Annotated in this window: 16 protein-coding genes and 1 pseudogene; 7 read left to right on the top strand and 10 right to left on the bottom strand. The window is 42.8% G+C overall.

The window, feature by feature from the left end:
* Window positions 1–45 precede the first annotated feature (45 nt).
* The 6 genes and pseudogenes from BCU91_RS08275 to BCU91_RS08250 form a co-directional block, all read right to left on the bottom strand.
* Window positions 46–1035 (bottom strand): lipid A deacylase LpxR family protein, encoded by a 990-nt coding sequence (locus BCU91_RS08275; RefSeq protein WP_241904054.1) that lies wholly within the window; start codon window positions 1033–1035, stop codon window positions 46–48.
* 351 nt (window positions 1036–1386) lie between these two features.
* Window positions 1387–2892: an EAL domain-containing protein gene (locus tag BCU91_RS08270; RefSeq protein WP_102531264.1), complete on the bottom strand. Its 1506-nt coding sequence runs from the start codon at window positions 2890–2892 to the stop codon at window positions 1387–1389.
* A 74-nt stretch (window positions 2893–2966) separates the two neighbouring features.
* Window positions 2967–3194, bottom strand: a pseudogene (locus BCU91_RS08265) (pseudouridine synthase); the annotation flags it as partial.
* Between the two features lie 120 nt (window positions 3195–3314).
* On the bottom strand, window positions 3315–4280 hold the full coding sequence (locus tag BCU91_RS08260) for a pseudouridine synthase (RefSeq protein WP_102531263.1): 966 nt from the start codon (window positions 4278–4280) through the stop codon (window positions 3315–3317).
* 177 nt (window positions 4281–4457) lie between these two features.
* Window positions 4458–5060, bottom strand: a complete 603-nt coding sequence (locus tag BCU91_RS08255; protein ID WP_102476537.1) for an LON peptidase substrate-binding domain-containing protein — start codon at window positions 5058–5060, stop codon at window positions 4458–4460.
* Between the two features lie 338 nt (window positions 5061–5398).
* A complete protein-coding gene (locus BCU91_RS08250; protein ID WP_102476536.1) occupies window positions 5399–6454 on the bottom strand; it encodes an alpha/beta hydrolase in 1056 nt (351 codons plus the stop codon).
* 158 nt (window positions 6455–6612) lie between these two features.
* Here BCU91_RS08250 and BCU91_RS08245 point away from each other — a divergent pair, with 158 nt between their 5' ends.
* The 3 genes from BCU91_RS08245 (at window position 6613) to BCU91_RS08235 (ending at window position 10909) form a co-directional block, all read left to right on the top strand.
* Complete coding sequence (locus tag BCU91_RS08245) at window positions 6613–7074, top strand: YhcH/YjgK/YiaL family protein (protein ID WP_102436589.1); 462 nt, start codon at window positions 6613–6615, stop codon at window positions 7072–7074.
* Between the two features lie 366 nt (window positions 7075–7440).
* Window positions 7441–9804: an aminotransferase class V-fold PLP-dependent enzyme gene (locus tag BCU91_RS08240; protein ID WP_102531262.1), complete on the top strand. Its 2364-nt coding sequence runs from the start codon at window positions 7441–7443 to the stop codon at window positions 9802–9804.
* Between the two features lie 178 nt (window positions 9805–9982).
* A complete protein-coding gene (locus BCU91_RS08235; protein ID WP_102436585.1) occupies window positions 9983–10909 on the top strand; it encodes a manganese-dependent inorganic pyrophosphatase in 927 nt (308 codons plus the stop codon).
* A gap of 115 nt (window positions 10910–11024) precedes the next feature.
* Here BCU91_RS08235 and BCU91_RS08230 read toward each other — a convergent pair whose 3' ends face one another.
* Window positions 11025–11342, bottom strand: a complete 318-nt coding sequence (locus BCU91_RS08230; RefSeq protein WP_102436583.1) for a GRAM domain-containing protein — start codon at window positions 11340–11342, stop codon at window positions 11025–11027.
* Between the two features lie 166 nt (window positions 11343–11508).
* Here BCU91_RS08230 and BCU91_RS08225 point away from each other — a divergent pair, with 166 nt between their 5' ends.
* The 3 genes from BCU91_RS08225 (at window position 11509) to BCU91_RS08215 (ending at window position 13576) form a co-directional block, all read left to right on the top strand.
* On the top strand, window positions 11509–11871 hold the full coding sequence (locus tag BCU91_RS08225) for a DUF4156 domain-containing protein (RefSeq protein WP_198590452.1): 363 nt from the start codon (window positions 11509–11511) through the stop codon (window positions 11869–11871).
* An 80-nt stretch (window positions 11872–11951) separates the two neighbouring features.
* A complete protein-coding gene (locus BCU91_RS08220; protein ID WP_102436579.1) occupies window positions 11952–12965 on the top strand; it encodes an aldo/keto reductase in 1014 nt (337 codons plus the stop codon).
* A 23-nt stretch (window positions 12966–12988) separates the two neighbouring features.
* On the top strand, window positions 12989–13576 hold the full coding sequence (locus BCU91_RS08215; RefSeq protein ID WP_241903463.1) for a protein tyrosine phosphatase family protein: 588 nt from the start codon (window positions 12989–12991) through the stop codon (window positions 13574–13576).
* Window positions 13577–13638: 62 nt separating this feature from the next.
* On the opposite strand, the gene BCU91_RS08210 is transcribed toward BCU91_RS08215, so the two are convergent.
* Entirely contained in the window at window positions 13639–14643 is a 1005-nt protein-coding gene (locus BCU91_RS08210; protein WP_102531261.1) for a hypothetical protein, read from the bottom strand.
* A 307-nt stretch (window positions 14644–14950) separates the two neighbouring features.
* On the opposite strand from BCU91_RS08210, the gene BCU91_RS08205 reads away from it, so the two are divergent.
* Window positions 14951–16885 carry a radical SAM protein gene (locus BCU91_RS08205; RefSeq protein WP_102531260.1) on the top strand — a complete coding sequence of 645 codons (1935 nt, stop codon included), beginning with the start codon at window positions 14951–14953 and terminating at the stop codon, window positions 16883–16885.
* A gap of 339 nt (window positions 16886–17224) precedes the next feature.
* On the opposite strand, the gene BCU91_RS08200 is transcribed toward BCU91_RS08205, so the two are convergent.
* Entirely contained in the window at window positions 17225–19897 is a 2673-nt protein-coding gene (locus BCU91_RS08200; RefSeq protein WP_102531259.1) for a TonB-dependent receptor, read from the bottom strand.
* 161 nt (window positions 19898–20058) lie between these two features.
* Window positions 20059–22091: hypothetical protein (locus BCU91_RS08195; protein WP_102531258.1), on the bottom strand; the 2033-nt coding region annotated here is incomplete at its 5' end.

Genomic DNA, 22091 nt, shown 5'->3' with positions numbered 1-22091 from the left:
ATGAATCATGGTGCGCCTTTTAAACATCGTTTTTTATAACCAGAATTAAAGCACTTTAGTGTAACTAATCACCCCATAGCCATGCCAGTCATCGACATCTGATTGATATTCTTTGCTATAAAAATCAAAGCTCCAACTCACAGACCATGTGGGAAATGCCCATATCACCCCTAAACTTGCTTGCGCTTGTTCATGCTTGATTTCAAGCGATGAGTCATAGGGTAAATCACCATCAATGGTTAAATCATTAAACCGATATCCAGCCTGCACCCTTGCATAAGCCGTCCAGCTACCATCAGAGTTAGCGGAATGAGTATAATTTCCTAAGTGACCAGCCTGACTGGAAAGTTGGCCAAAGGTTTGGTCTAAGTCATCACCCCAACGCAAGGTGAGACCGACACTCGATTGAGAACGAAAATTCCCAGCCATCGAATGATTAAATGCGCTTAAATCCCACTGACTATTTTCAAATGCTTGCTGACGAGTGAGTAAAGCTTCGACTTCATAGGCAAGTTGAAATGTCAGCTGATTCTCTATTTGATAATCCCAGCCACCCGGTTTAGTTGATGAGGTAATTTTATGCACCACTGATTGCAGCATTTCAGCCCCTGACGCAGGTCCCATAACACCAACAGACAACCAATTTTTTTGTGCCAGTGATGGGCTAAACACACCGGTATAGCTTTCTAACTCCAATAGACCTGCATAAGGTCTTTCTTCTGATTGTGGATAGTCATAGGCGATTTCAATTGGGGTCCACATTCGGCTATATAACTGAGCCCCACGGTGTGCTTGCTGTGTTTGTTGGGGGAATAAAAGTGCAGACTGCCATTGAAAGACCGATGCTGCCGCTGAAAAATTGTGTTCTGGCTTTGCATGCCAACCTATGACAAAACCATTGGAGTAATCACCATCTGAGCCGGTAACGATATCATTATCGAAGCTAAAATAAATTTGATCTGCTGTTACGCTAATCGGCGCTAAACTCGCTGATAACAGCAATACACCTGCCGCATTTAGGCTTTTTCTGCTCAATATACCCCCCTTATCAAATACGTCAGTTCACTACGTTAGCTCGACAACGTAAAGTTATCACCAAAATCTAAACATTACTGTCATTAAAATGAGTAAGCGATTTTAGTTTACCTCTTTAGCCTCCCCACTCAATGATTACTAATTAAGCAGCCTCGGCAACGGCTTTTATAGTCAGCTCGCTCTACAAAGCATTCCAATTTAAGCCATATTTATGCAATTTACATTTCATTTAGCACCATAAAACGCCAAACATTACCAGATGTAACCATTAAATTACTGACAATAAAAAGCCGCGATTCACTCGCGGCTACATACGTTAAAATAAGCACTGGTCGCTAATATCATTCACTGTTAATGGCTGTAACCAGCACAAAAATCATCAAATGATAAAGGTTTAGAGTAAACATAGCCTTGAATAGAGTAAACACCATGCTCACTTAAATAAGCCACTTGCTCATGGCTTTCTACACCTTCTGCAATGATGTTTAAATTGGATTTTTGCGCAAATGAAATAATGGCTTCAATGGTTTTCGCATTAAAGTTATCTTGATGACCTATGGTATCAACAAACATTTTGTCAATTTTGAGGGTACTAATGCCTAAATTTTGCACATAACTAAAACCACCATAACCCGTGCCGGCATCATCTAATTTTAAATCTATGCCGATAGCATAAAACTTATCTAACATTTTACGCGCAGCAACTAAGTCACTAATAGGATGACGCTCAGTGATTTCTAATGAAATACGATGTTGTTTCAACTCGCCTGATTCAACAACGCCTTTTAGCAGTTGATACAAATCATCATTATCTAAATGCTCTGGCACAATATTAACGCTAAAAAATAATGGTTCTCGTGTAACCGCAAGTTGCTTAACATCATTAAAAACATGCGCCAACAATACCTTGGTCATATCAACAATTAAGCCATTGGCTTCTGCGTAAGGAATAAACTGATTCGGTGGCATTAAACTGCCATCTTGCCGTTGCCAACGCATGAGCACTTCTGCGCCAATGACTTTTTGACTGCGAGAATCGACAATAGGCTGATAAAAAGGAATAAACTCAGACCGCTTAATCCCTTGAATAATTTGGCTATGAACAGATTGACTATGGTTAAACCATAAACGGGCGATATACGAGACCCAAGCAGCCAAAATGCTGGCAATGATTAAAACAATCCACCAAGAAAAGTAGGTATATTGCTCATAAAACTCACGATTACCTGATAATTCAAAGGTTGCGTCAAAATAGTCGGTGGTTAAGTTAACCGCCTCACTCACGTAATAATCACCATCAAAGCTTTCATAACCAAATGTTAAAAAAGGACTCGAATCGAACGATAATCGATATTCTAAACATTTCTCGCAGCTCATCGGAACAAAATAACTCGGCTCTAACGGGAGTATGCTCGCGGCGTAAAAAATATCCCCCATATTGCGAATAAGCACTAATTCCAGATGCTGATCACTTTCAGACTCTAGTATCCCTAAACTATAGGTTTCACTAATTTGATGATGTTTCACATCGTGAAGTTCTCGAATAATCTCGTTAGATTCACAATATATATTTAGCCCTTTCGTTACGCCAATCCAACGAATAAAGCTTGCATCAAATACTGCGCGCTTTAACTGCGCCTCTACCTCAGTGCTACACACAAACGAATCAAAAGTGATTTCGGGTAATTCATTTAATTCTGCCGCACTGGTTTTAATTAAGTGCTCAAACTTATCCGTTAAAATTGCTGCGTCACGGGCAATGACTTGCTTGGCCAATAAATGATCGACACCACGCAGTAAACCAACACTGATAAGTAATGCAACTAAAAAAATCAGGCAATATGTGATTCGTTCCATGACAACACCTAAATCCTATAAATTAGTCACAATATAACCTGACTGAGTTTGTTACGGTAGTGTAAATATCTATATTAATTGAAATTTAATTCATCACAGCGCCAATCATTACTTTGCTGTGTAATAGGATCAATAAACTGTAATCGTTGTGCCAATAACTTTAGTGGATTAGCAAAGTTATCAGGTCCTTTCGGTTGTAGCACAGGGTAAAACCTGTCGTTAAGCAATGGCATACCAATGCTTTGCATATGCACTCTTAATTGATGAGTTTTACCTGTAATCGGACTAAGCTCAAACAAACCACTAATAGTGAGTCATTGGTCGACAGTCGTTCGTCATAGCTCATAAAATTCATATATTCAGCGCACTAAACAGTTATCGCTGCGCGTGACTCATGCTGATATAGCATTTAATCAAGCAAGTTAAAGATCAAATTCAGCTTCATAGCCTTCGCAGCTCAGCTGACGCTCAATATGGCTAATCGGGTCAATAAACTGCAGTGATTTAGCAATTAACCGTAACGGTTTTGAAAAATCATCGGCACTCTTTGGCGCTAAAGTAGGATAATTAGTATCGTTTTCTAACGGCATTCCCAACGACATCATGTGTACCCTAAGTTGATGCATTTTCCCGGTGATCGGGCTCAGCTCAAATAAACCTTTATCGCCTTTTATGGCAATAAGGCTAATTTCAGAATGGGTATTGGGCTCACCTTCGGTCACTTTCATTAAAAAGCTTGGGGTTGAGCGCACCATCCTATTTTTAACCGTCCAGTGTATTGGCAAGGTTAATTCACCCGCTTGGGATTGTGCCAATAGTGCCGCTGTTAACTTAGCAATCGCTTGATATTGCTTTGTAATTTTGCCATCACTAAAAAGAGCATGATACGCATGCCTAGACTCAGGGTTAACTGTCATTAGCATGACGCCTGCAGTTGGCCTATCAAGGCGGTGGGCAGGAGTTATAGTGTCAATGCCGGTGGCAATCCTGAGCCTATGGATTAAGCATTCATTAACAAAGTTTCCGCTGGGGGTTACTGGCAAAAAGTGTGGTTTAAACACCAGCATACAATGCTCATCTTGATGCAAAATTTTCTGCACAAAAGGGATCTTAGTTTCAGCCTCAACTTCGCGGTAGTAATACACCCTTGTTGCAGGTCTATAGGCAGTATCGACAGTAATTAAGCTGCCATCTGCCCAATGCACTTTGCCGTCCTCAATCCGCTTTAACCACACTTGCGGTGGGATTTGCGCAAAATGCGACACTAAAAATTCCACCACGGTTTTTGGCGCTGTTGAACTTGCAGCTGCATTTTTCGAAGGATGAGTCAGTTGTGGTAACACCACATAAGAAGGTTGTGCAGCTCTAGCTGAGGTATCAGAAGACATAGTTACAATGATTAGTGACTTACATATCCCGTCAGTATAACGGACATGAGTAATATAAATGAACCTAAGCTTTCCTGTTAACGAGCCACTTGAAGTAAAATCCAGCACAGTTAGCCCAAACTTGGCGAGTTAAATACAATCACAGCGACTTGCTCGTCATTGCTGTAAAGCGGTAACTTAGGCATCTACATGGGACTTTAATAGCTGCAGTACAAAAGCCATAGTCTTGTGGCAATTAGGTTGCTCAACAAGCTGTAATTTATCCTTGTTATACATAGGTAACACTTCTAACCAACGCTGGCTTACCCAGGTGGCATCTTCTAAATGCACCTGATTATATAATTCCAATAAATCTGGGTTTACTTCATAAAATTGCTCTAAAGCGGCACTAATAATTTCAAACTTTTCGCCTATGGGTTCATCTTGCCAATTTTGACAGGCTAATGTGCGCGCAATCCAACTTCCATCCCTTAGTTGCGCCGCAGACAGAATTTTTACCCTTTGGCGACCTTCAATCACAATACTTAATGAGTCATCGTCGAGTTGATGAAAGTCGATAATCTCACACTCTGTTGCTGTGCTATAACATGGCGGACTGCTATTACCTTTACCGCTACTTTTACCGCTACTTTTGCTCGCAGCTAAGGCTAAGCGGTAGTCTCCTTTCAGCACACTAGCAACCATTAACAGCTGATTTGGCGATACCACTCTGATCTCTTGGCGGCCGCCAGGAAGAATAACCGCCTCTTGAATAACCAAGGCCATTTCTAATGTTTTCATAGCAGCCTCCAGACCATAGAAATGCTGATAAATATTCATTTAGGGCTTACACCACAAGGCGCAGCATATTTATATCGCCGATGACAACTAGCTCGCTTCAGCCTATATAATCAACTAGTTGTCACAGATATGAGCAAATTAAGTTTAGTGCTTGATAGTTTATTTGCTAGTCACCATCCGCTTATCATTCTTTTTAATGATAGCTGTAATTAACAAATAACGCAGACTTAAGCGATTAATTATTAGACAGGGTGTTTTACGAAATAGTTTCAAAAAGCGATCAGATAGCGCTTAAGATAACCCTTAAATAGGAGGTTAAAAACAATCAATAAAGCAGCTTAAAGCCGCTCTAAATGACTCATCACCGACTGGTTTTCAATGATGCCGGCAAACTCAATCGCCAGTTGCTCACTGCGCTTAACTGACTCGCGCCAATAAGCGATACGACTGTCGCTATCAAGCTTTTTAAAGTCTTCACGATCAGGAATTTTCTGGTAAGGCAAAGAAGCAATAAACTCTGGGGTCGGCGCCAGGATCAGCGCATTATGATAATGCTTTTTAGCACGGCGCCATTTTAGTGATTTATCGAACCAGCCAGGGCTCATGTAAGGATAAAAGTGCGGATATAAACTTAAGCCTTCTGCGGCAGGTAAAGGCATATCAAAGTGATAATCAGTAATGCCGCCATCGTAATAATGACCGTCACTAACGCCATTGATTTGGGTCACTGGCGAGAGCAGTAATGGAATAGAGCCAGTGGCTAGCAGCACTTGATTGATATTACTGCGAGTTAATTGAGCATGCTCGGTGGGCAGATCGGATAATTGTGAAAAAGGCGATTTAACTTGCTGATGACTAAATACCAGTCTTTCAAAGTGCCAAGCTAAACTGCGACGGCTAACAGCATTAGACACTGCAGTAGCAGCCAGCCCCATTGCTAATTTTCCCTTGGAACGCCCAGCATTTAAATGCTTGGCCTTACACACCACAAAATGACTTTGAATAATACGGTTATTGACTATATCCATGGCGCCATTAGCACCTAATATGCCAGCAATAATTCGCTCTACCTGCTCAGTCACCTCTTGACGAGAAGGCACAGTCTCGTAGCGCTGATCGATATAATAGTCTTCAAAGCGATGATAGGCCTCTAACGGATTCTTTTGCGCTAAACAGCTTAAACGCCAGGCTCCAGATGAAGCACCCATGGTATAAAGTGGTGCTTGCCTGTCACTAAAAAACTCACTGAACAAGTATTTATCGAGCCCTGCGACGCCAATCCATTTGGGGCCACCTGATGCTGCAAACAATTGAGTAAACATCGACTGCTGTATGCCGTTTTGTTCAATTTGTTCAAATGCCGTTTTGCCTGCTAATAATCGTAATGCTGCCACTTGATATCCTATTCATGTCAACCGCACTATCATCATAACCAACTGATCGCCGCTTTGTCTAAGCTGATTATTTTCACAGCCCTGTATAAATATATCTGTCATGGTGCAGCATGCTAAATTAAGCGATAATGACTTATCTTAACTTTTAGAGACTTATCATGATTGTCGATACCCTAGCAAATCATCAGCTTTATCATGCTATTAGCCCAAGATTAGCCACTGCACTTGCTCACCTCGCAGCCACTGATTTTAGCCAATATGAATTAGGTAATTACCCCATTGAAGGCAAAGATATATTTGCTATCGTCAATGATTACCAAACTAAGCCGAAACACACCGAGTCTTTTGAAAGTCATCAGCGTTATATTGATGTGCAATTTGTGGTTAGCGGTGAAGAAGAATTTGGCTATTTACCACTTGCAGATCAAGCGCCGTTAGCGCCTTATCACAATGAGCATGATTACAGTAAGTACGATTATGAAGCCAATAAAGCTAATGCGGCTTTTATACCCTTAAAGGCGGGTATGTTTGCGATTTTCTTCCCTGAAGATATGCATATGCCCGGCACCAGTGATACAGCCAAAGATGTCAGAAAAGTAGTCATCAAAGTGAGAGTTTGAGTTTCAGTCAGCTGTTGAGTTTACGTCTGCTTCAAAATCTGAAGCAAAACTTAAGCCTAGTCTGCTCATCACAAATAAAAAGGGAATAAGCGCTAACCGCCTTATTCTTTTTTTTTATCGTTCTTAAAATCAATAACAAAACAACTTCAAATCTTAGTTCACTCTAGTGACCTTTGGTTCCATACAAAGTTGCCGCCACACCAATTTAAAAACTCTCTTTACTAAAATGACAATTTATAGCTGTATTTTTTAATCTAAGCAAAAATGTGATCTTGATCGTTGTTATTAAGCTGTTAATATAACCACAAGAAATTAGTTATAACTAAAAGCTATATAACAACTAATCAACATGCGAGTCTTACCCCTATGAAAAGCGCCACTGAACTAAGCCAAATATATCTCGATGCTAATGCCACAACTCCTGTGCTACCCCAAGCTGCAACGGCAGCATTAACTACAATGGAAACCCTATTTGGTAACCCAAGTAGTAGCCATATCAGTGGGCTTAAAGCCAAAAACCTAATGGAGCAGACTCGAGTAAAAGCTAAACAAGTGATTGGCGCTGACACAGGTACCGTAATTTTTACCAGCGGCGCCACAGAAGGGATTCAAACCGCGATCATTTCCGCCTTAGTCGCGGCTAAAGCTGCCGCTAAAACTAGCCTCAAGCAAGATCAAACATACAGCTTGTTATATGGCGCCACTGAGCATAAAGCGGTGCCAGAATCCTTAAAGCATTGGAATGCCATTCTTGAAATAAACGCAGAAATTAAAGCGATCCCCGTTGATCATATGGGTAAACTTGATCAGGACTTTATTGCTAAAGAAGCGCCCAATGCATTAATGATTTGCACCATGGCAGTAAACAATGAAACCGGGGTTTACCAAGACTTAACTCAGCTTGATCGCATCATCCGCCAAGCTAACCCTGATATTTATTGGTTAGTTGATTGTGTCCAAGCACTGGGTAAAACGGCATTAAACTTAGCCAACACCAGTATCGATTACGCGCCTTTTAGCGGCCATAAACTGTATGCCCCTAAAGGCATTGGCTTTGTTTACATCCGCGAAGGTGCTCCATTTACGCCGATTATTGCTGGCGGCGGCCAAGAAAGCGGCCTGCGCTCGGGTACTGAAAACCTGCCCGGAATGGCAGCCATAAGTGTCATTTTCGATATGCTGTTAAATAACTCGCAATCGATGGGTACAAACCAGTTTGCCGATGTCGACACCTTAAGGGCTTATCAACAACAATTAATTGATACCCTTGAAAGTGCTTTTCCTGCTGTAGTGTTTAACCACAGTTTTAGCAATAGCGTGCCAACAACCATCAACTTTGCTATTGCAGGCTTTAGTAGCAAAGAGATTATGGATTTATTTGATGCCGCCAATATTCGCGTCAGTTCAGGCTCTGCTTGTTCATCAAAAGTCACCCGTAGCTTTGTATTAGATGCCATGGGATTACCCAAGTGGCAAAGCGAGTCAGCCATCAGAATGTCTTTTGGCCCCGCCATGACTCAAACGCAGGTGGATGAAGCCTGCATCAGAATTCAATCTGCCGCCAATGCATTAACCCATAGCTGTATGATTTTAGACAGTGGTGAAATAAGCGATAAACAGCCATTAAATGGTTTGGTTCAATTACGCTCAGGCCCGAGCTGTAGTTGGATTTATGCCGATCAACAAAGTAAGCAAGCAATCATCATCGATCCACTGCCAGAACTAAATGAACGCTTAGATACCCTATTGCAGTGTCAGCAACTTGAATTAGTGGCGGTGATCGACACCCATGGTCATGCCGATCATGTCTCTAGTCGCCAATACCTTGCCGACAAACATTTGCCGGATCAATTAAGCGATCATTTAGGCTGGCCGCAAAACTGCAGCAACGTCACCCAAGCGGGCGAGTTGTTTGAGTACATCACTATTGGCAATCAAGCACTGCTGAAAGTTGCCACCCCAGGCCATACCGCCGACAGTATTAGCTTGCTGTTATGTGACCCATTTTCTAATGAATTATCTAATGAATTACCTAATAAATCGACTGATGAATTACCTAAGGCAGTATTAAGCTCTAAACCACTTAGCCAGCAATGCCGCTTTGCCTTTGCTGGTGACATCGTTTTAATGGGCAGTCTCGGTAGAACCAACTTTGACAGCAGCTGCGCTAAAGCGATGTTTACCAGCCTTAAGCGACTGCATCAGCTGATCGGTGACAACACCCTGATTTGTGCCAGCCATGACTATAACAATGAGTTTACGACCTCATTAGCAGCTGAATCTAGCCGTAATGCACTGCTGGCCAACACCTTAAATGGCCAATTAAGCCAAAGCCAATTTGAAAGCCTAAAAGCCCAGCTTGATAGTCAGTTGTGTGATGAGTCTGGCAGTGAAATTCTTTGCGGCGCATTGCCAGCTAACGCTGCAGCTAAAGTGAATATTACCGAATACAACACAGAGAGCTTAACCAGCGCTTTATCAGCACAGCAAGTTAGCGTCATCGATATTCGTGAGCCCCATGAATACGCGCTGCAACCCACCAGTAGCACCACTGAGAATGTGCCACTAACCCGCTTAGTGCAGTTTATTCAGCAGCATCAACACCAAAAGCACAAGCCGTGGGTTTTAGTGTGCCGCAGTGGTAGCCGCTCCATGGTGGCCGCCCAAGCCATGCAGCGTTTAGGCTTTGATAATATTGCCCACCTTAAAGGTGGTTATGCTTTAAGTTAACAGCCATTGTGAATGCATTGACCACTGAGTAAATAACTAGTCAATAGCTGACAACTTAAGATGAATATTGCTTGATTTGAATCGCCTCAGGACGTTCTCTGGGGCTTTTTTATTGGTAAAGATTGGTCAGGCGGTTATTTCTTGTTAAAATCGCTGAAAATTTATAGGAGCGTACCAAATGGCAATGTATGTTGTGGGTCATAAGATCCCTGATTCAGATTCAATCTGCGGTGCAATCGCACTTGCTTACTTAAAAAATCAAATTGAAGAACCTGCTATTGCAGCACGTTTAGGTGAGCTTTCACCAGAAACAGCCTATATCCTTGATAGATTTGGTTTTGAAGCACCAGAGTACAAAACAAGCTACGCTGGCGAAGAAGTGTATATCGTTGATCACTCTGAATTAACTCAAGCACCAGATGACATTGCCCAAGCGACCATCGTTGGTATTGTTGATCACCATAAATTAGGTGACTTAACCACTTCTACTCCGCTTGAGTGCTGGATCCGTCCAGTAGGTTGTAGTAACACAGTGATTAAAATGATGTACGATTTCTACCAAGTAGAAATTCCAGCTAACATTGCTGGCATCATGATGTGCGCTATTTTAAGTGACACTGTGATTTTCAAATCTCCAACCTGCACTACTGCTGATATCCGCTGCGTTGAAGCGCTGGCTGAAATTGCCGGTATTGAAGACTTCAAAGCAGTGGGCATGGAAATGTTTAAAGTTAAATCAGCTGTTGAAGGTACGCCAGCACGTGACTTAGTCATGCGTGATTTTAAAGACTTCAACATGAACGGTAACCTAGTGGGTATCGGTCAATTAGAAGTTATCGACTTATCAGTATTTGACGATATCAAAGCTGATTTAGAAGCTGATATCGCAGCGCTGAAAGCTGAAGGTAACCGTCACAGCGTATTATTATTGCTAACCGATATCATGAAAGAAGGCTCAGAAATGTTAGTGGTTTCAGATGACGCTGACTTAACTGAAAAAGCCTACGGTAAAGCAACCGTTGAAGGCCGAGTCTGGCTAGACGGTGTATTAAGCCGTAAGAAGCAAGTGGTGCCATCGCTACAAGATGTATTTGCTAACGCTTAATATGCGTTTTTAGCAATATAGCGAGTCGCCCAACTAAAAAGCTGAATCAATGATTCAGCTTTTTATTACCCTAAATTCATCAGTAAGCGGCTCTCACATAGCTTAAGGTAATGAGTTAACGATTCAATCGCTCCAGCCATTCAGCAGAGTCAGCCACCATAAATTTATAGGACTGATGGTTTTTAAGTTCCACTTTAATCGCATCTGCGGTAAGGGGTAACACTCCACCACCGGTCCCCCAACATTTTTCAACACTAACAATATCCTCAAGGTCTATCTCATAAGGACCCATTTCAAAGATTTTATTAAAGGCTTCAAAACATAACCGTGTTTCAGTCAAATATAGTTGTCCATCACCGCTAAAGGCACCGTTTTGCGCAGTAGCAAAAGTAGACTTAATCACAGTTTCATTGGCTAAATTGATGCTACCCATGTGTATATCCCTATGTTTACTCTTTCATGAAACAGTGAACGCCAACATGCTGATTGCATAGCGAAGCTTAACCAAGTAAGTTGACTTTAACTCTACTACGCTGCTGATTAAGTATAGACTTGCTATATGAACATGGCGTAATTAACAGCAAATTTTTAAGGCCTATATGAATCCAGTCAATCGCAGTGCCAGATTAATGGGGTTATTAATGATACTCATGCCAATAGGACTCACGGCTTGTATTAACGTCCCTGATTATCAAAGCGAACATGTGCAAATTTTATGGCAAGGACAACAGCTTGATGATTGCCAACTAAAAGGGCCAATAATTGGCTCCCAAGGGCATTGGTATGATTACTTGTTTATTTCGAATAAGGATTTAACTCAAGGGGCGATTAATCAGCTGAGAAATGAAGCATTAACGCTAGGGGCAAATACGGTTTATTTGCTTAAGCCGCAGTCGTTTACCACTTCAGTGACGATATTGGGCAATGCTTATAATTGTTCTAGTACAGTAGATTTGAAGTAAAGATTTAAAACAGATATTTAAAACACGCCTTAAATTCAAAGCTAATTCAATTTAGTAACAATTCATTTGTAGGATGATAAATGATTACCCACGATCCAAACCCGCAGTACCTTGCCAGCGACGAACGCTATACAAAAATGGCTTATGCCCGTTGTGGTAACAGCGGTATTCGCTTGCCAAAAATTTCATTAGGCTTATGGCAAAACTTTGGCGCATCAGACCCCCAATCGAATGCGAGAAACATCCTGCAAACAGCTTTTGATGCTGGTATTACCCACTTTGATTTAGCCAATAATTATGGTCCCCATTACGGCGCGGCGGAGTCCACCTTTGGTGATATTTTCAAACAAGACTTTAAGCCATATCGAGATGAGTTGATCGTTTCTAGTAAAGCGGGTTACGACATGTGGCCAGGGCCTTATGGTATTGGCGGCTCGAGAAAATATTTGATCGCTAGCTGCGATCAAAGCCTTAAACGTACTGGGCTAGATTACTTTGATATTTTTTATCATCACTGCATGGATCCTGACACTCCCATTGAAGAAACCATGCAAGCGCTAGATTATATTGTCCGCTCAGGCCGGGCGATGTATGTGGGTATTTCAAGTTATCAGCCAGCAGAAACGCTGCAAGCGATCAGTATCTTAAAACAGCTAGGCACGCCATTATTAATCCACCAGCCACGCTACAATATGTTTGATCGCTGGATTGAAGATGGCTTAACCGAGGTATTAAAAGATCAAGGCGTTGGCTCAATTGTATTCTCGCCATTGGATCAAGGTGTGCTCACTGATAAATACCTCCATGGTATTCCCAAAGACTCGCGCGCAGCCCAAGCCCATCAAATCTATTTAGCTGATAACGATCTAACTCCAGAGAAAATCGCCAAAGTGCAGGCATTAAATACCATTGCCCAAACCCGGGATCAATCTTTAGCGCAAATGGCGATCGCATGGAACCTTAACAATGATGCGGTAACCAGTTGCTTGATTGGTGCAAGTCGCCCAGCACAAGTTCTCGATTCGGTGGCCGCACTAGATAACCTTAACTTTAGTGCAGCTGAATTAGCCGCCATTGATGACATTGTTATGTAATTGCTCAAATCCAAGGATTACAGATGAAAGGATTACAGATGAAAAACAGCATCATGGGAGCCGCGTTAATGACAATGGTAACCAGTAGCTTATTAAGCGTTAGTTTAGTCAATCCTGCAGCGGCGCAAATTGACCCAAGCCAGCTTGATAACATCAAAGCGCTCAAGCTCAATAACAGCCAAGTGATAACCGCAGGCTTGCCCACAGCAGAGCAATTTCAGACACTTAAAAATTCAGGGGTAGAGGTGGTGATCAATTTAATCCCCAAAAACAACTCAAACTATTTGGCGGCTGAAGACAAACTGGTCACAGATGCAGGTATGGTTTACCACAACATTGAAGTCGACTGGCAGCAGCCCACCATGGAAGATGTAGCGCAGTTTATTAGCATCATGGAGCGCAATAACGATAAATCAATTTTAGTCCATTGTGCGTTAAATTATCGCGCCTCAGCTTTTTACTATTTATATCAACTGAGCCAAGGCGCTGATCACTCAGACAATGCCATGAGCCAAGCGTTATCACCTTGGGGCGATTTACCCCAAAGCTTTGCTAAATATCCGCAATGGAAGCGCTTAATCGATGAGGTGCGCGGCAAATATCAGCAATAAATACTGATATTTTAGCTGTGAGTTTTCAGTAGCGAGTTACTCAGTCGTTAGTATTTCAGTAGTTAGTGATCAGAACTCGCCAATACAGCAGCAATATTTACTTCATATATTGGCGCTGGGCTGCCCTCTGAGGTGATATAAAAACGGCTGGCATCGTGATTAAAACTCACCGCTTCTGCTTGAAATAGTGTCGGAAAATCAATGATTGTTGGCGTAGTTGATAATAGTGATAAAGCGCCTGTGGGCTGTTGCTGCTTATAGTAATAAGCGTGACCATAGGTTAACACTACCGCAGATAAGCCATCCTTTGAAAAGCTCATTGCTGTCGAATTTCCGGCAAAAATAGCTAAACGTATACTGCCGAAATAATCTGAAAATGATTCCGGTAATGCTGGCGGCGCACCTAAGGGTTTTGCCACTAGCGTATCTCTTTCCTGTCTAGGTACTGAAGGTAATACGGCTACTGGTTGCGCTAACTCTAACTCTAACGGCAACGGCAATTGATATAGGGTTTGCGGGGTTTGTCGCTTACTCAGTAATACAATTTGCTGGTTAACCACATCAACAGCAACAGACTCACAATCCTTTGGACCATCTGGGTAATTAAATGCCAGTGACACAAGCGGGGTGACCTTAATTGATGCGGCCAATTCAAGTTTGCTGACATCTGGCTCTGCAATGATATGAATAAAATACTGACTTCGATTGGCACGATTATCACCGACATCGGCGATTAACAGATACGCTTTACCATCGATAATAAACGAGCTCATATCTTCCCAATCGATATTTTTTACCCCTTCAATGTTCACCGTCGCCAGCACGTCACCGGATAAATTTATCGCATACACTGCGGCGCTATCGCCGCCATCATTGTGCAGCCACAGCACATCATGGTGTATATTTGAGTAAGCTAAGCCACTGGCTTCAGCAATTTTTTTATGGCTAATATTGCCCACTTGGCTAATGTTAGCTTGCTCGGTTTTGACCGAACACGCCGTAATAGCAACGGCAAATACTAAATATAAACAGAGACGTAAAAACTGATTTAGACATTTTGCGGCCATGTGTCAAACCTAATCCATTAGCTGAGATGCGAAATTTGATAATGACACAGTTAGCGTGATATTTAACCGCCTTGCTAATATTTAAATCTAGACTGTGCTAGAAAGAGATTAAATTCGATCTAAAAACAAACAAACAGACAGTGATAAATTAATCTTCAATTGGCTAATTTACGGGTTTTTCCCTTGGCCATTTGTTAGAATCCCAGCTTATTTTTTGGCAACTGTATTATTGCCACATTCTTTACCTAGCTCGGGCTGACAATCAGTTTAGTTCAGTGCACTCAAGTTTTACTATTAAAGGCAGGCTATGACCGTTCTTCTAATGACTCCACCTATGACCCAGTTAAATACGCCCTATCCGGCAACAGCCTATTTGACTGGTTTTTTGCGTACGAGAGGCTATGAAGCAGTGCAGCGTGATCCTGCCATTGAGCTTTTCCTAGAAATGATGACTGCGCCTGCGCTGGACATTATTCGTCAACATGTGGAAGCTAATTTCGAGCACTTTGAAGACGATGAATTACCTGATGCTATCCATAATTTTCTGGCTGAATTTGATCGTTATCATTTGACTGTTGAGAGCGCGATTCGGTTTTTACAGGGTAAAGATCCCAGTCTTGCACTGCGGATTAACTCGCGCCGATTTTTACCTGAAGGCCCAGCATTTGATGCCATTGCGCAAATGGAAGCGGTATCAGGCGATGTGCTGCAAGCCGCCTTTGGTAATCTTGGCGTTCAAGATAAAGCCAAATACCTTGCTACCTTGTTTATTAACGATCTTTCCAGCGTCATCACTCAAGGGGTTGATCCCTACTTTGAAGTGAGCCGCTATGGCGAGCAGTTAGCTGCGGCTAATCCAAGCTTTGATAACCTTTACGATACCTTGATGGACGAGCCAACCTTTAGCTCAGAAATTTTAGCACAATTGGTTGAGCACTATTTAGAAGAAACCCAACCTAGCGTTGTAGCCTTAACCGTGCCTTTTCCCGGTAATATGCTCGGCGCGTTACGTATTGCGCAAACCTGTAAAGCCATTAATCCAGAGATCCCCATCATCATCGGCGGTGGTTTTATCAATACCGAACTACGGGCACTCAAAGATCCTCGGGTATTTGAGTTTATCGACTTTATCTGTCTTGATGACGGCGAACGCCCGTTAATCACCCTGCTGGAATACTTTCAAGGCCAACGTGAAGTCGATGATTTAGTGCGAACTTACTTCCTTGCCGAAGATGACAATGGCGAGCCTTACGTTCACTTTAATGAAAACCCAGAACTCCACGATATCCCGCAGGTGGAAGTCGGCGCTCCGATATACGATGGCTTGCCATTGAGCGAATATCTGTCTTTGTGTGAAATGCTCAACCCAATGCACCGTATTTGGAGTGATGGCCGCTGGAATAAACTCACCATCGCCCATGGCTGTTACTGGCGTAAATGTAGCTTTTGTGATGTCAGTTTGGACTATATCGATCGCTACGATACTGCTGGCGCTGATATTCTGGTTGATCGCATTGAGCAACTCATTGAAGAAACCGGACAAACAGGGTTCCATTTTGTCGATGAAGCGCTGCCACCAAAAACCTTATTTGCCTTTGCAAAACGCTTAATTGAGCGCAACGTGGTGATCAGTTGGTGGGGTAATATCCGTTTTGAAAGAACCTTTAGCCAAGCCCGCTGTCAATTGCTAGCCGACTCTGGTTGTATCGCGGTCAGTGGCGGCCTTGAAGTGGCGTCTGATCGTTTATTGAAACTGATGAAAAAAGGCGTCAGTGTTGAGCGCGTTGCCCAAGTCACTAAAGCCTTTAGCGATGCCGGTATTATGGTGCACGCATATTTGATGTATGGCTTTCCTACTCAAACCGAGCAAGAAACGGTGGATTCATTGGAAATGGTGCGACAGATGATGCAGCAAGGTTGTTTCCAGTCTGCCTATTGGCACCGTTTTGTGGCCACGATCCACAGCCCTGTTGGTATGAATCCAGAAAAATTTGGTATTACTCTTAGCGATCGCCCTGAAGTTTTATTCGCTGAAAATGATGTCGATTTTAGCGATCCTACCGATACTGATCATGAGATGTTAGGTGAAGGGCTGCGTAAAGCGATTTACAATTACATGCATGGTATTGGGTTTGATCAGCCGATGAGTTTTTGGTTTGAACAAGGTGTCGCTCGCACTAGCATGAAAAAAGATCTGATCTCAAAAGCGATTAGCAATCTGATCGACAGCAGTGAAGAATGATCTGCTATTAAGGCTCATAGCTAACGAGCTAATTTTATAACTCACAGCGCTTATAACTAATAGCGCTAGCCAATAAAAAGGCCACTTTCTTGTTCCAAAAGAAAGTGGCCTGTTACTTTTACAGCTTATTTTACATACTGCATACAGCCTTTTGCAAAGCTGCCAACTTCTTTGTTAAGTCACGTAGTCTTAAATAACGCTTACTGATAAAGAAGCGTGCGATATTGGCGTGTTCCAAACACCTAGATATCACACTGTGCACTTGGCTTTTAGCATTTAAAGGATGAGGTAAAAATGCTAAAAACCAGTACCTGTTGTCACTCTTGTTAATCTCCAGTATTAATACTGGTAATCAAATTGCAGAGTGAATTCTGTGCCAGGCTCTTTCGCGTATACCACCACATCTTGTTGGTCGTATTCGGTGGTTTCACCTAGGATATTTTTCACTTTAAATTTCACCCCAAAGCTTTCAGTAGGTAAAAAGCTATAGCTAAAATCTAAGCTGTGAAAGGGTTGCTCGTACACATCATCTAAACCGCCACGGCCACCATAAGCAATACGCTCACCAAACACGTTATACACTAAGGTGGCACTGTGAGACTCATTAGACGAATCAAAGCTTAACTGCATGTTGGCAACCCACTCAGAATGGCCTGTCATGCGGCGCTTATTATTGGTTGGGTCAATTTCACCATTACTGGCAATTTCAATTTCTGAGTCACTTAGGGTTAAGTTACCCGCTACGAAAAAGTCTTCCCAAACACTACCATTGCTGCCAATAAAGCCTAAGTCATGTAAAAACTCAGTTTCGATACCGTAGATATAACCTGACTCAGCGTTGTAAAACTTAAGCTGACGACCCGCTTCTGAGATACGTTGAATCGCTTCTATGGGTGCTGCAACGTCTTTATAAAAGCCACCAACACTTAAGTTTGCGCCATCTTCTGAGTAGTATTCCCAGCGTACATCTAGGTTATAGATATCTGAGCTTTCAAGTTCTGGGTTACCGAAGAAATCAAAACCGGTAATTGGGTCTTGAAACCGCACTGGCGCCACTTCACGTAAATCAGGGCGAACCAAGGTTTTACTGGCGCCAAAGCGCCATTGGCTTTCATCTGATGATTTCCAGGTTAATGCCAATGAAGGAAACCAGCCGTCTTCTGCGATAGCATAATCTTCAATATCGTAACGACCACCTTCATCTGAAATCTCACCATCTGGGGTTAGCGGCAATGTCACGCGGCGAAAATCTTCATAACGCACACCTGCGGTTAAGCGCCATACATCATCAAAATCCACATCAAAATTGACAAAACCGGCGTCTATCATTTCAGCGGCGACATAATCTTCGGTGTCGGTTGAGGCGTCTTTTAATTCTAAATCAAGCGTGTCATTGGCAATGTTGTCATCAGAAAATATATTGTCAAAGTCACCCGCTAGAATATCGCCATTGGGGTCTGTTGGGCTTAAGCCGACATCAAAGCCCAATCGCGTGGCAAAGCTTTCACGGGTTCGTTCAAAGTACTCATAACCACCACTGATTTTTAGCACGTTCATGCCAAATTCAAAGGGTAGGGTTAAATCAAATTTGTAGTTTTCGGTATTATCATCAAGGCGGCTATAAACATATTTAGGCGCATCTTGGGTATTTAAGTTACGGCTAGTAATGCTATCAGCATCATCAAGTATTACATTGTAAGTGTAAGATAATTCGCTCGGTGCATAGCGCTTTGATCTGGCGTTTGAATACATCCAGTTGGCTTCTAAATCCCACAGATATTCAAAGAAATGCTCACCTTGAATTTGATTGCTGATAAGGTTACGTTCTTCATAAGCAATATCATAAACCTGCAACGCATTAGGCTCGGCGATGGTATCAATGGTTTCTTCGATGGCCACTGAAACATCATCAGATGTATCACGTAAATAAGTCGAGAAGGTTTGAATTTTATGGTCGTAACCAATTTCTAAACCTAAGTTAACCATGCCTGACATTTGTACAATTGAATCGGTGCCCATGACGTCTTTTGAGTTTTCGATTTGTACCTTGTTCTCATCACCATCTAGCTCAACTTCGCGCTTGGTGTAGTTTTCAGCTTGCTGCTTATAAGAAACGGCAGACATAGCACCAAAAATAATATCGTCAGTGATATCCCAACGATCGCCTATGGCAATATTACCGCGAAGCCCTGGATCGGTACTTTCGGTAAATACCGTCATGTCGCGATACATATCATTGGCTAAACCACGGTTAATGGCTTGTGCGCCGGCAAAATCAATTGTGCCATTTGAACCTGTGACGATATCAATAGGACTAATACCACCATATTGATTAGTCACATCGTTAATGCTGTTTGGCATTGCACGGGTACCATCATCTTGACCGGTCCAATCATCACCGCCGCCGTTATAGGTGTAAGTGTCATCGCTATCATTAGTGTTATAACGGCCACCTAATGATGCTTTGAAGAAAAAGTCTGCTGGAATAGATTTAGTACGAATATCAACATGACCACCGCCAAATGCAGCTGGCGTGCTGGCTGAACTGGATTTTTGTACTGATAAAGATTCAATGATAGAGGCTGGGAACATATCCAGCGGGACCACATTACGGGTAGGGTCTGGCGATGGTACAACCGCACCATTTAATGAGGTACTAGAATAGCGCTCACCTAAACCACGTACATAAATGAACTTGCCATCCTTCAGGGTTAATCCGGTAACACGTCGAAGCGCGGCGGCGGCATCACTATCGCCGGTGCGAGATATTTGGTCCGCGCCCATAATATCCACCACGGCAGGTTGCTCGCGGCGCTCTTCCATCGCTTCTGAGGCTGAACTGCGTAAACGACCCGTCACCGCAATGACTTCAATAGGGAAATCTTCACCAGGATCATAAGCTGGTGTCTCTTCCGAGTAAGCTGGTAGTGTTGCAAAAAGAGAAGCTGCAGAAATGGCAGTGACAACAGCTAGGCTTAGCTTATTAGCGATAAAACTCGGCTTGGTTTTCATAACGTTTTTCAATCCTGTACACAGTTCAGGTCGCGCCACTAAGATGTGATACACCGGTGACAATTAATGTAAATTTAACTAACTATTTTGATTATCTAATCGGACTTTAAGCAGCATCGAGGAGTACTCACTCCCCGATGCCTAAGGTTTACTACTCGCTTTTATTTAATAAAAGCCCAACCTTCACGCCAATCAGTTTGGCCATCGAATGCACCGATATAATCAGTTGATTCGAAGAAGGTGTCAGTTGTACTCATATCAAGACCGGTACCCAATAACACAGTGTCAGTGCCAGCAGGCATGCCATTAGTTAACGTCACTTCTTGAGCAGAGTTACCTGTTTGAGCTAAGAACCAGGCCTGCGTGTCTACCGCATCGGTTGTATCTGTGTTGTCAGAGCTGTATTTGAATGGCTCGTTACAGTCGATAACAGAGTGAGACATCACTAATGTTTCATCGTTAACGTTGGTAACAAGACCTGCGTAAGTACCGTCTAGTTCTAAACACTCACCTGATTCAGTCTCAGAAGTTGCACCTTTGCGACCTTGAATCAATAGGTTGTGAATTGATGCACGAGTAGCAACACGAAGAATGATGCCTTCGCCTTTATCGCCACTGGCATTTTCAATATCAGCACCAGGAAGAATTGTTACGTTAGAGATAGTTGGGTTTGAAATCGGCGTGTCGTCAGTGCCTTTATGACTATCGCCTTCAATACCACGGTTAGCTTGACCATCTTCATGGGTGATATACACGTACTGTGCTTTACCCTGCCAGCCGTTAGTCCAATCTAAGCTGTCATCAAAGTTATCCGTTAGGTAAACATATTTAAGGTTGACTGCACCGCCCCAAAACTCAACACCATCATCGCCATTTGCATGGACTTGAATATGGTCAACTTGGGTTCCACTGCCCACTGCCGCAAATGAGATGCCGTTCATTTCTTGGGTATCATTGACTTTAAAGCCGGCGTATTTGACTACCACATAGCTGATTTGACCGCTGTTATCAGCATTGTCATTACCGCCGTATGGGAAGTCGCCCACTTCAAATGACACATCACAGTTGTCTTTATCAGGACACTTGTTGGTTTCGCCATTACCCAGAATAACTAAACCGCCCCACTGACCACGCTCACCTTCTGCGCCAGCTATTACATCTTGCTGAGAGGTCATAACGATTGGATGCTCAGCACTGCCTTGGGCCATGATTTTAGAGCCACGACTAATGGCGATGTAGCTGTTGTCGGTCGCAAATAATTGCGTACCCGCTTGAATTGCCAGTGTTGCAGAGTCTGCGTTATCACCACCTACAATCACCGCGCCGCCATCTACTTTGTACATCACGTTTTGACCAGCAAGCAGTGTTGTATTGGTGGTGATGTTACCTTCGATTGAACAGACTAAAGTCACGCTGTCATCTTTATAAAGGCCTGCAACCACATCTTCTGAAGTTGTGCCTACAGGGCAAGATGTTAAAACTGGTAATTCAGTTGGTGCAGGCGCTGCATCTTCATGAATGGCCGTGGTCCAGCCTTCCGTCCAGTCAGTGCTGCCATTAAATGCGCCGATATATTGGGCATCATCTAAACGGTCATCCATGTTAGCTAAATCAGCTGCGCCGCCAGTTAAAGCAACAGAAGATGAATTAGGCATATACCCTGATAAATCTGCAGCACCGGCTAAGTTACCTTCTTGGGCCATAAACCAAGCTTCAACGTCGTAAGCTTTGGTGTAACCTTTATCAGCATCAACCTTGGCACTCTTAAACGGCTCAACACAATCGATTAAGCTGTTTTGCATGTTTAAGTTGCCAGCTTCAGCGGTATCAACTGTATTGTCGTCATTGATTTCTAAACATTCGCCAGAATCAACATCGCCTTTAACCAGCATGTTGTATGCGTTAACAGCCGTGCCTTTGCGCAGTAAAATACCTTCAGCGTCATCACCACCACTGTTAGTGCCGTTAGCCACTTGAATGGTGAAGTTAGCTAATGTAGGCATAGACTGTGGTTCAGCATCAGCGCTGCTGTTGCTGTCACCTTCGATACCACGGTTTGAACCGTTATCCTCTTGACGGATATAAACGTGCTGAGCACTACCTTGCCAACCGTTAGTCCAATCTAGAGAGTCATCAAAGTTTTCAGTTAACACCACATGTGAAAGCGAAACGTTACCGCCCCAAAACTCAACAC

This window comes from Shewanella sp. 10N.286.52.B9 (genome assembly GCF_002873635.1).
GTDB lineage: Bacteria > Pseudomonadota > Gammaproteobacteria > Enterobacterales > Shewanellaceae > Shewanella.
Note: the sequence above shows the minus strand (reverse complement) of the source record. Positions and strands in the feature narration are given on the sequence as shown.

Coding starts and splice junctions, on each gene's coding strand:
- BCU91_RS08220 (WP_102436579.1), top strand. CDS start 11,952: ATGATTACCCACGATCCAAACCCGCAGTACCTTGCCAGCGACGAACGC.
- BCU91_RS08270 (WP_102531264.1), bottom strand. CDS start 2,892: ATGGAACGAATCACATATTGCCTGATTTTTTTAGTTGCATTACTTATC.
- BCU91_RS08260 (WP_102531263.1), bottom strand. CDS start 4,280: ATGTCTTCTGATACCTCAGCTAGAGCTGCACAACCTTCTTATGTGGTG.
- BCU91_RS08245 (WP_102436589.1), top strand. CDS start 6,613: ATGATTGTCGATACCCTAGCAAATCATCAGCTTTATCATGCTATTAGC.
- BCU91_RS08205 (WP_102531260.1), top strand. CDS start 14,951: ATGACCGTTCTTCTAATGACTCCACCTATGACCCAGTTAAATACGCCC.
- BCU91_RS08225 (WP_198590452.1), top strand. CDS start 11,509: ATGAATCCAGTCAATCGCAGTGCCAGATTAATGGGGTTATTAATGATA.
- BCU91_RS08210 (WP_102531261.1), bottom strand. CDS start 14,643: ATGGCCGCAAAATGTCTAAATCAGTTTTTACGTCTCTGTTTATATTTA.
- BCU91_RS08235 (WP_102436585.1), top strand. CDS start 9,983: ATGGCAATGTATGTTGTGGGTCATAAGATCCCTGATTCAGATTCAATC.
- BCU91_RS08215 (WP_241903463.1), top strand. CDS start 12,989: ATGAAAGGATTACAGATGAAAAACAGCATCATGGGAGCCGCGTTAATG.
- BCU91_RS08255 (WP_102476537.1), bottom strand. CDS start 5,060: ATGAAAACATTAGAAATGGCCTTGGTTATTCAAGAGGCGGTTATTCTT.
- BCU91_RS08230 (WP_102436583.1), bottom strand. CDS start 11,342: ATGGGTAGCATCAATTTAGCCAATGAAACTGTGATTAAGTCTACTTTT.
- BCU91_RS08240 (WP_102531262.1), top strand. CDS start 7,441: ATGAAAAGCGCCACTGAACTAAGCCAAATATATCTCGATGCTAATGCC.
- BCU91_RS08200 (WP_102531259.1), bottom strand. CDS start 19,897: ATGAAAACCAAGCCGAGTTTTATCGCTAATAAGCTAAGCCTAGCTGTT.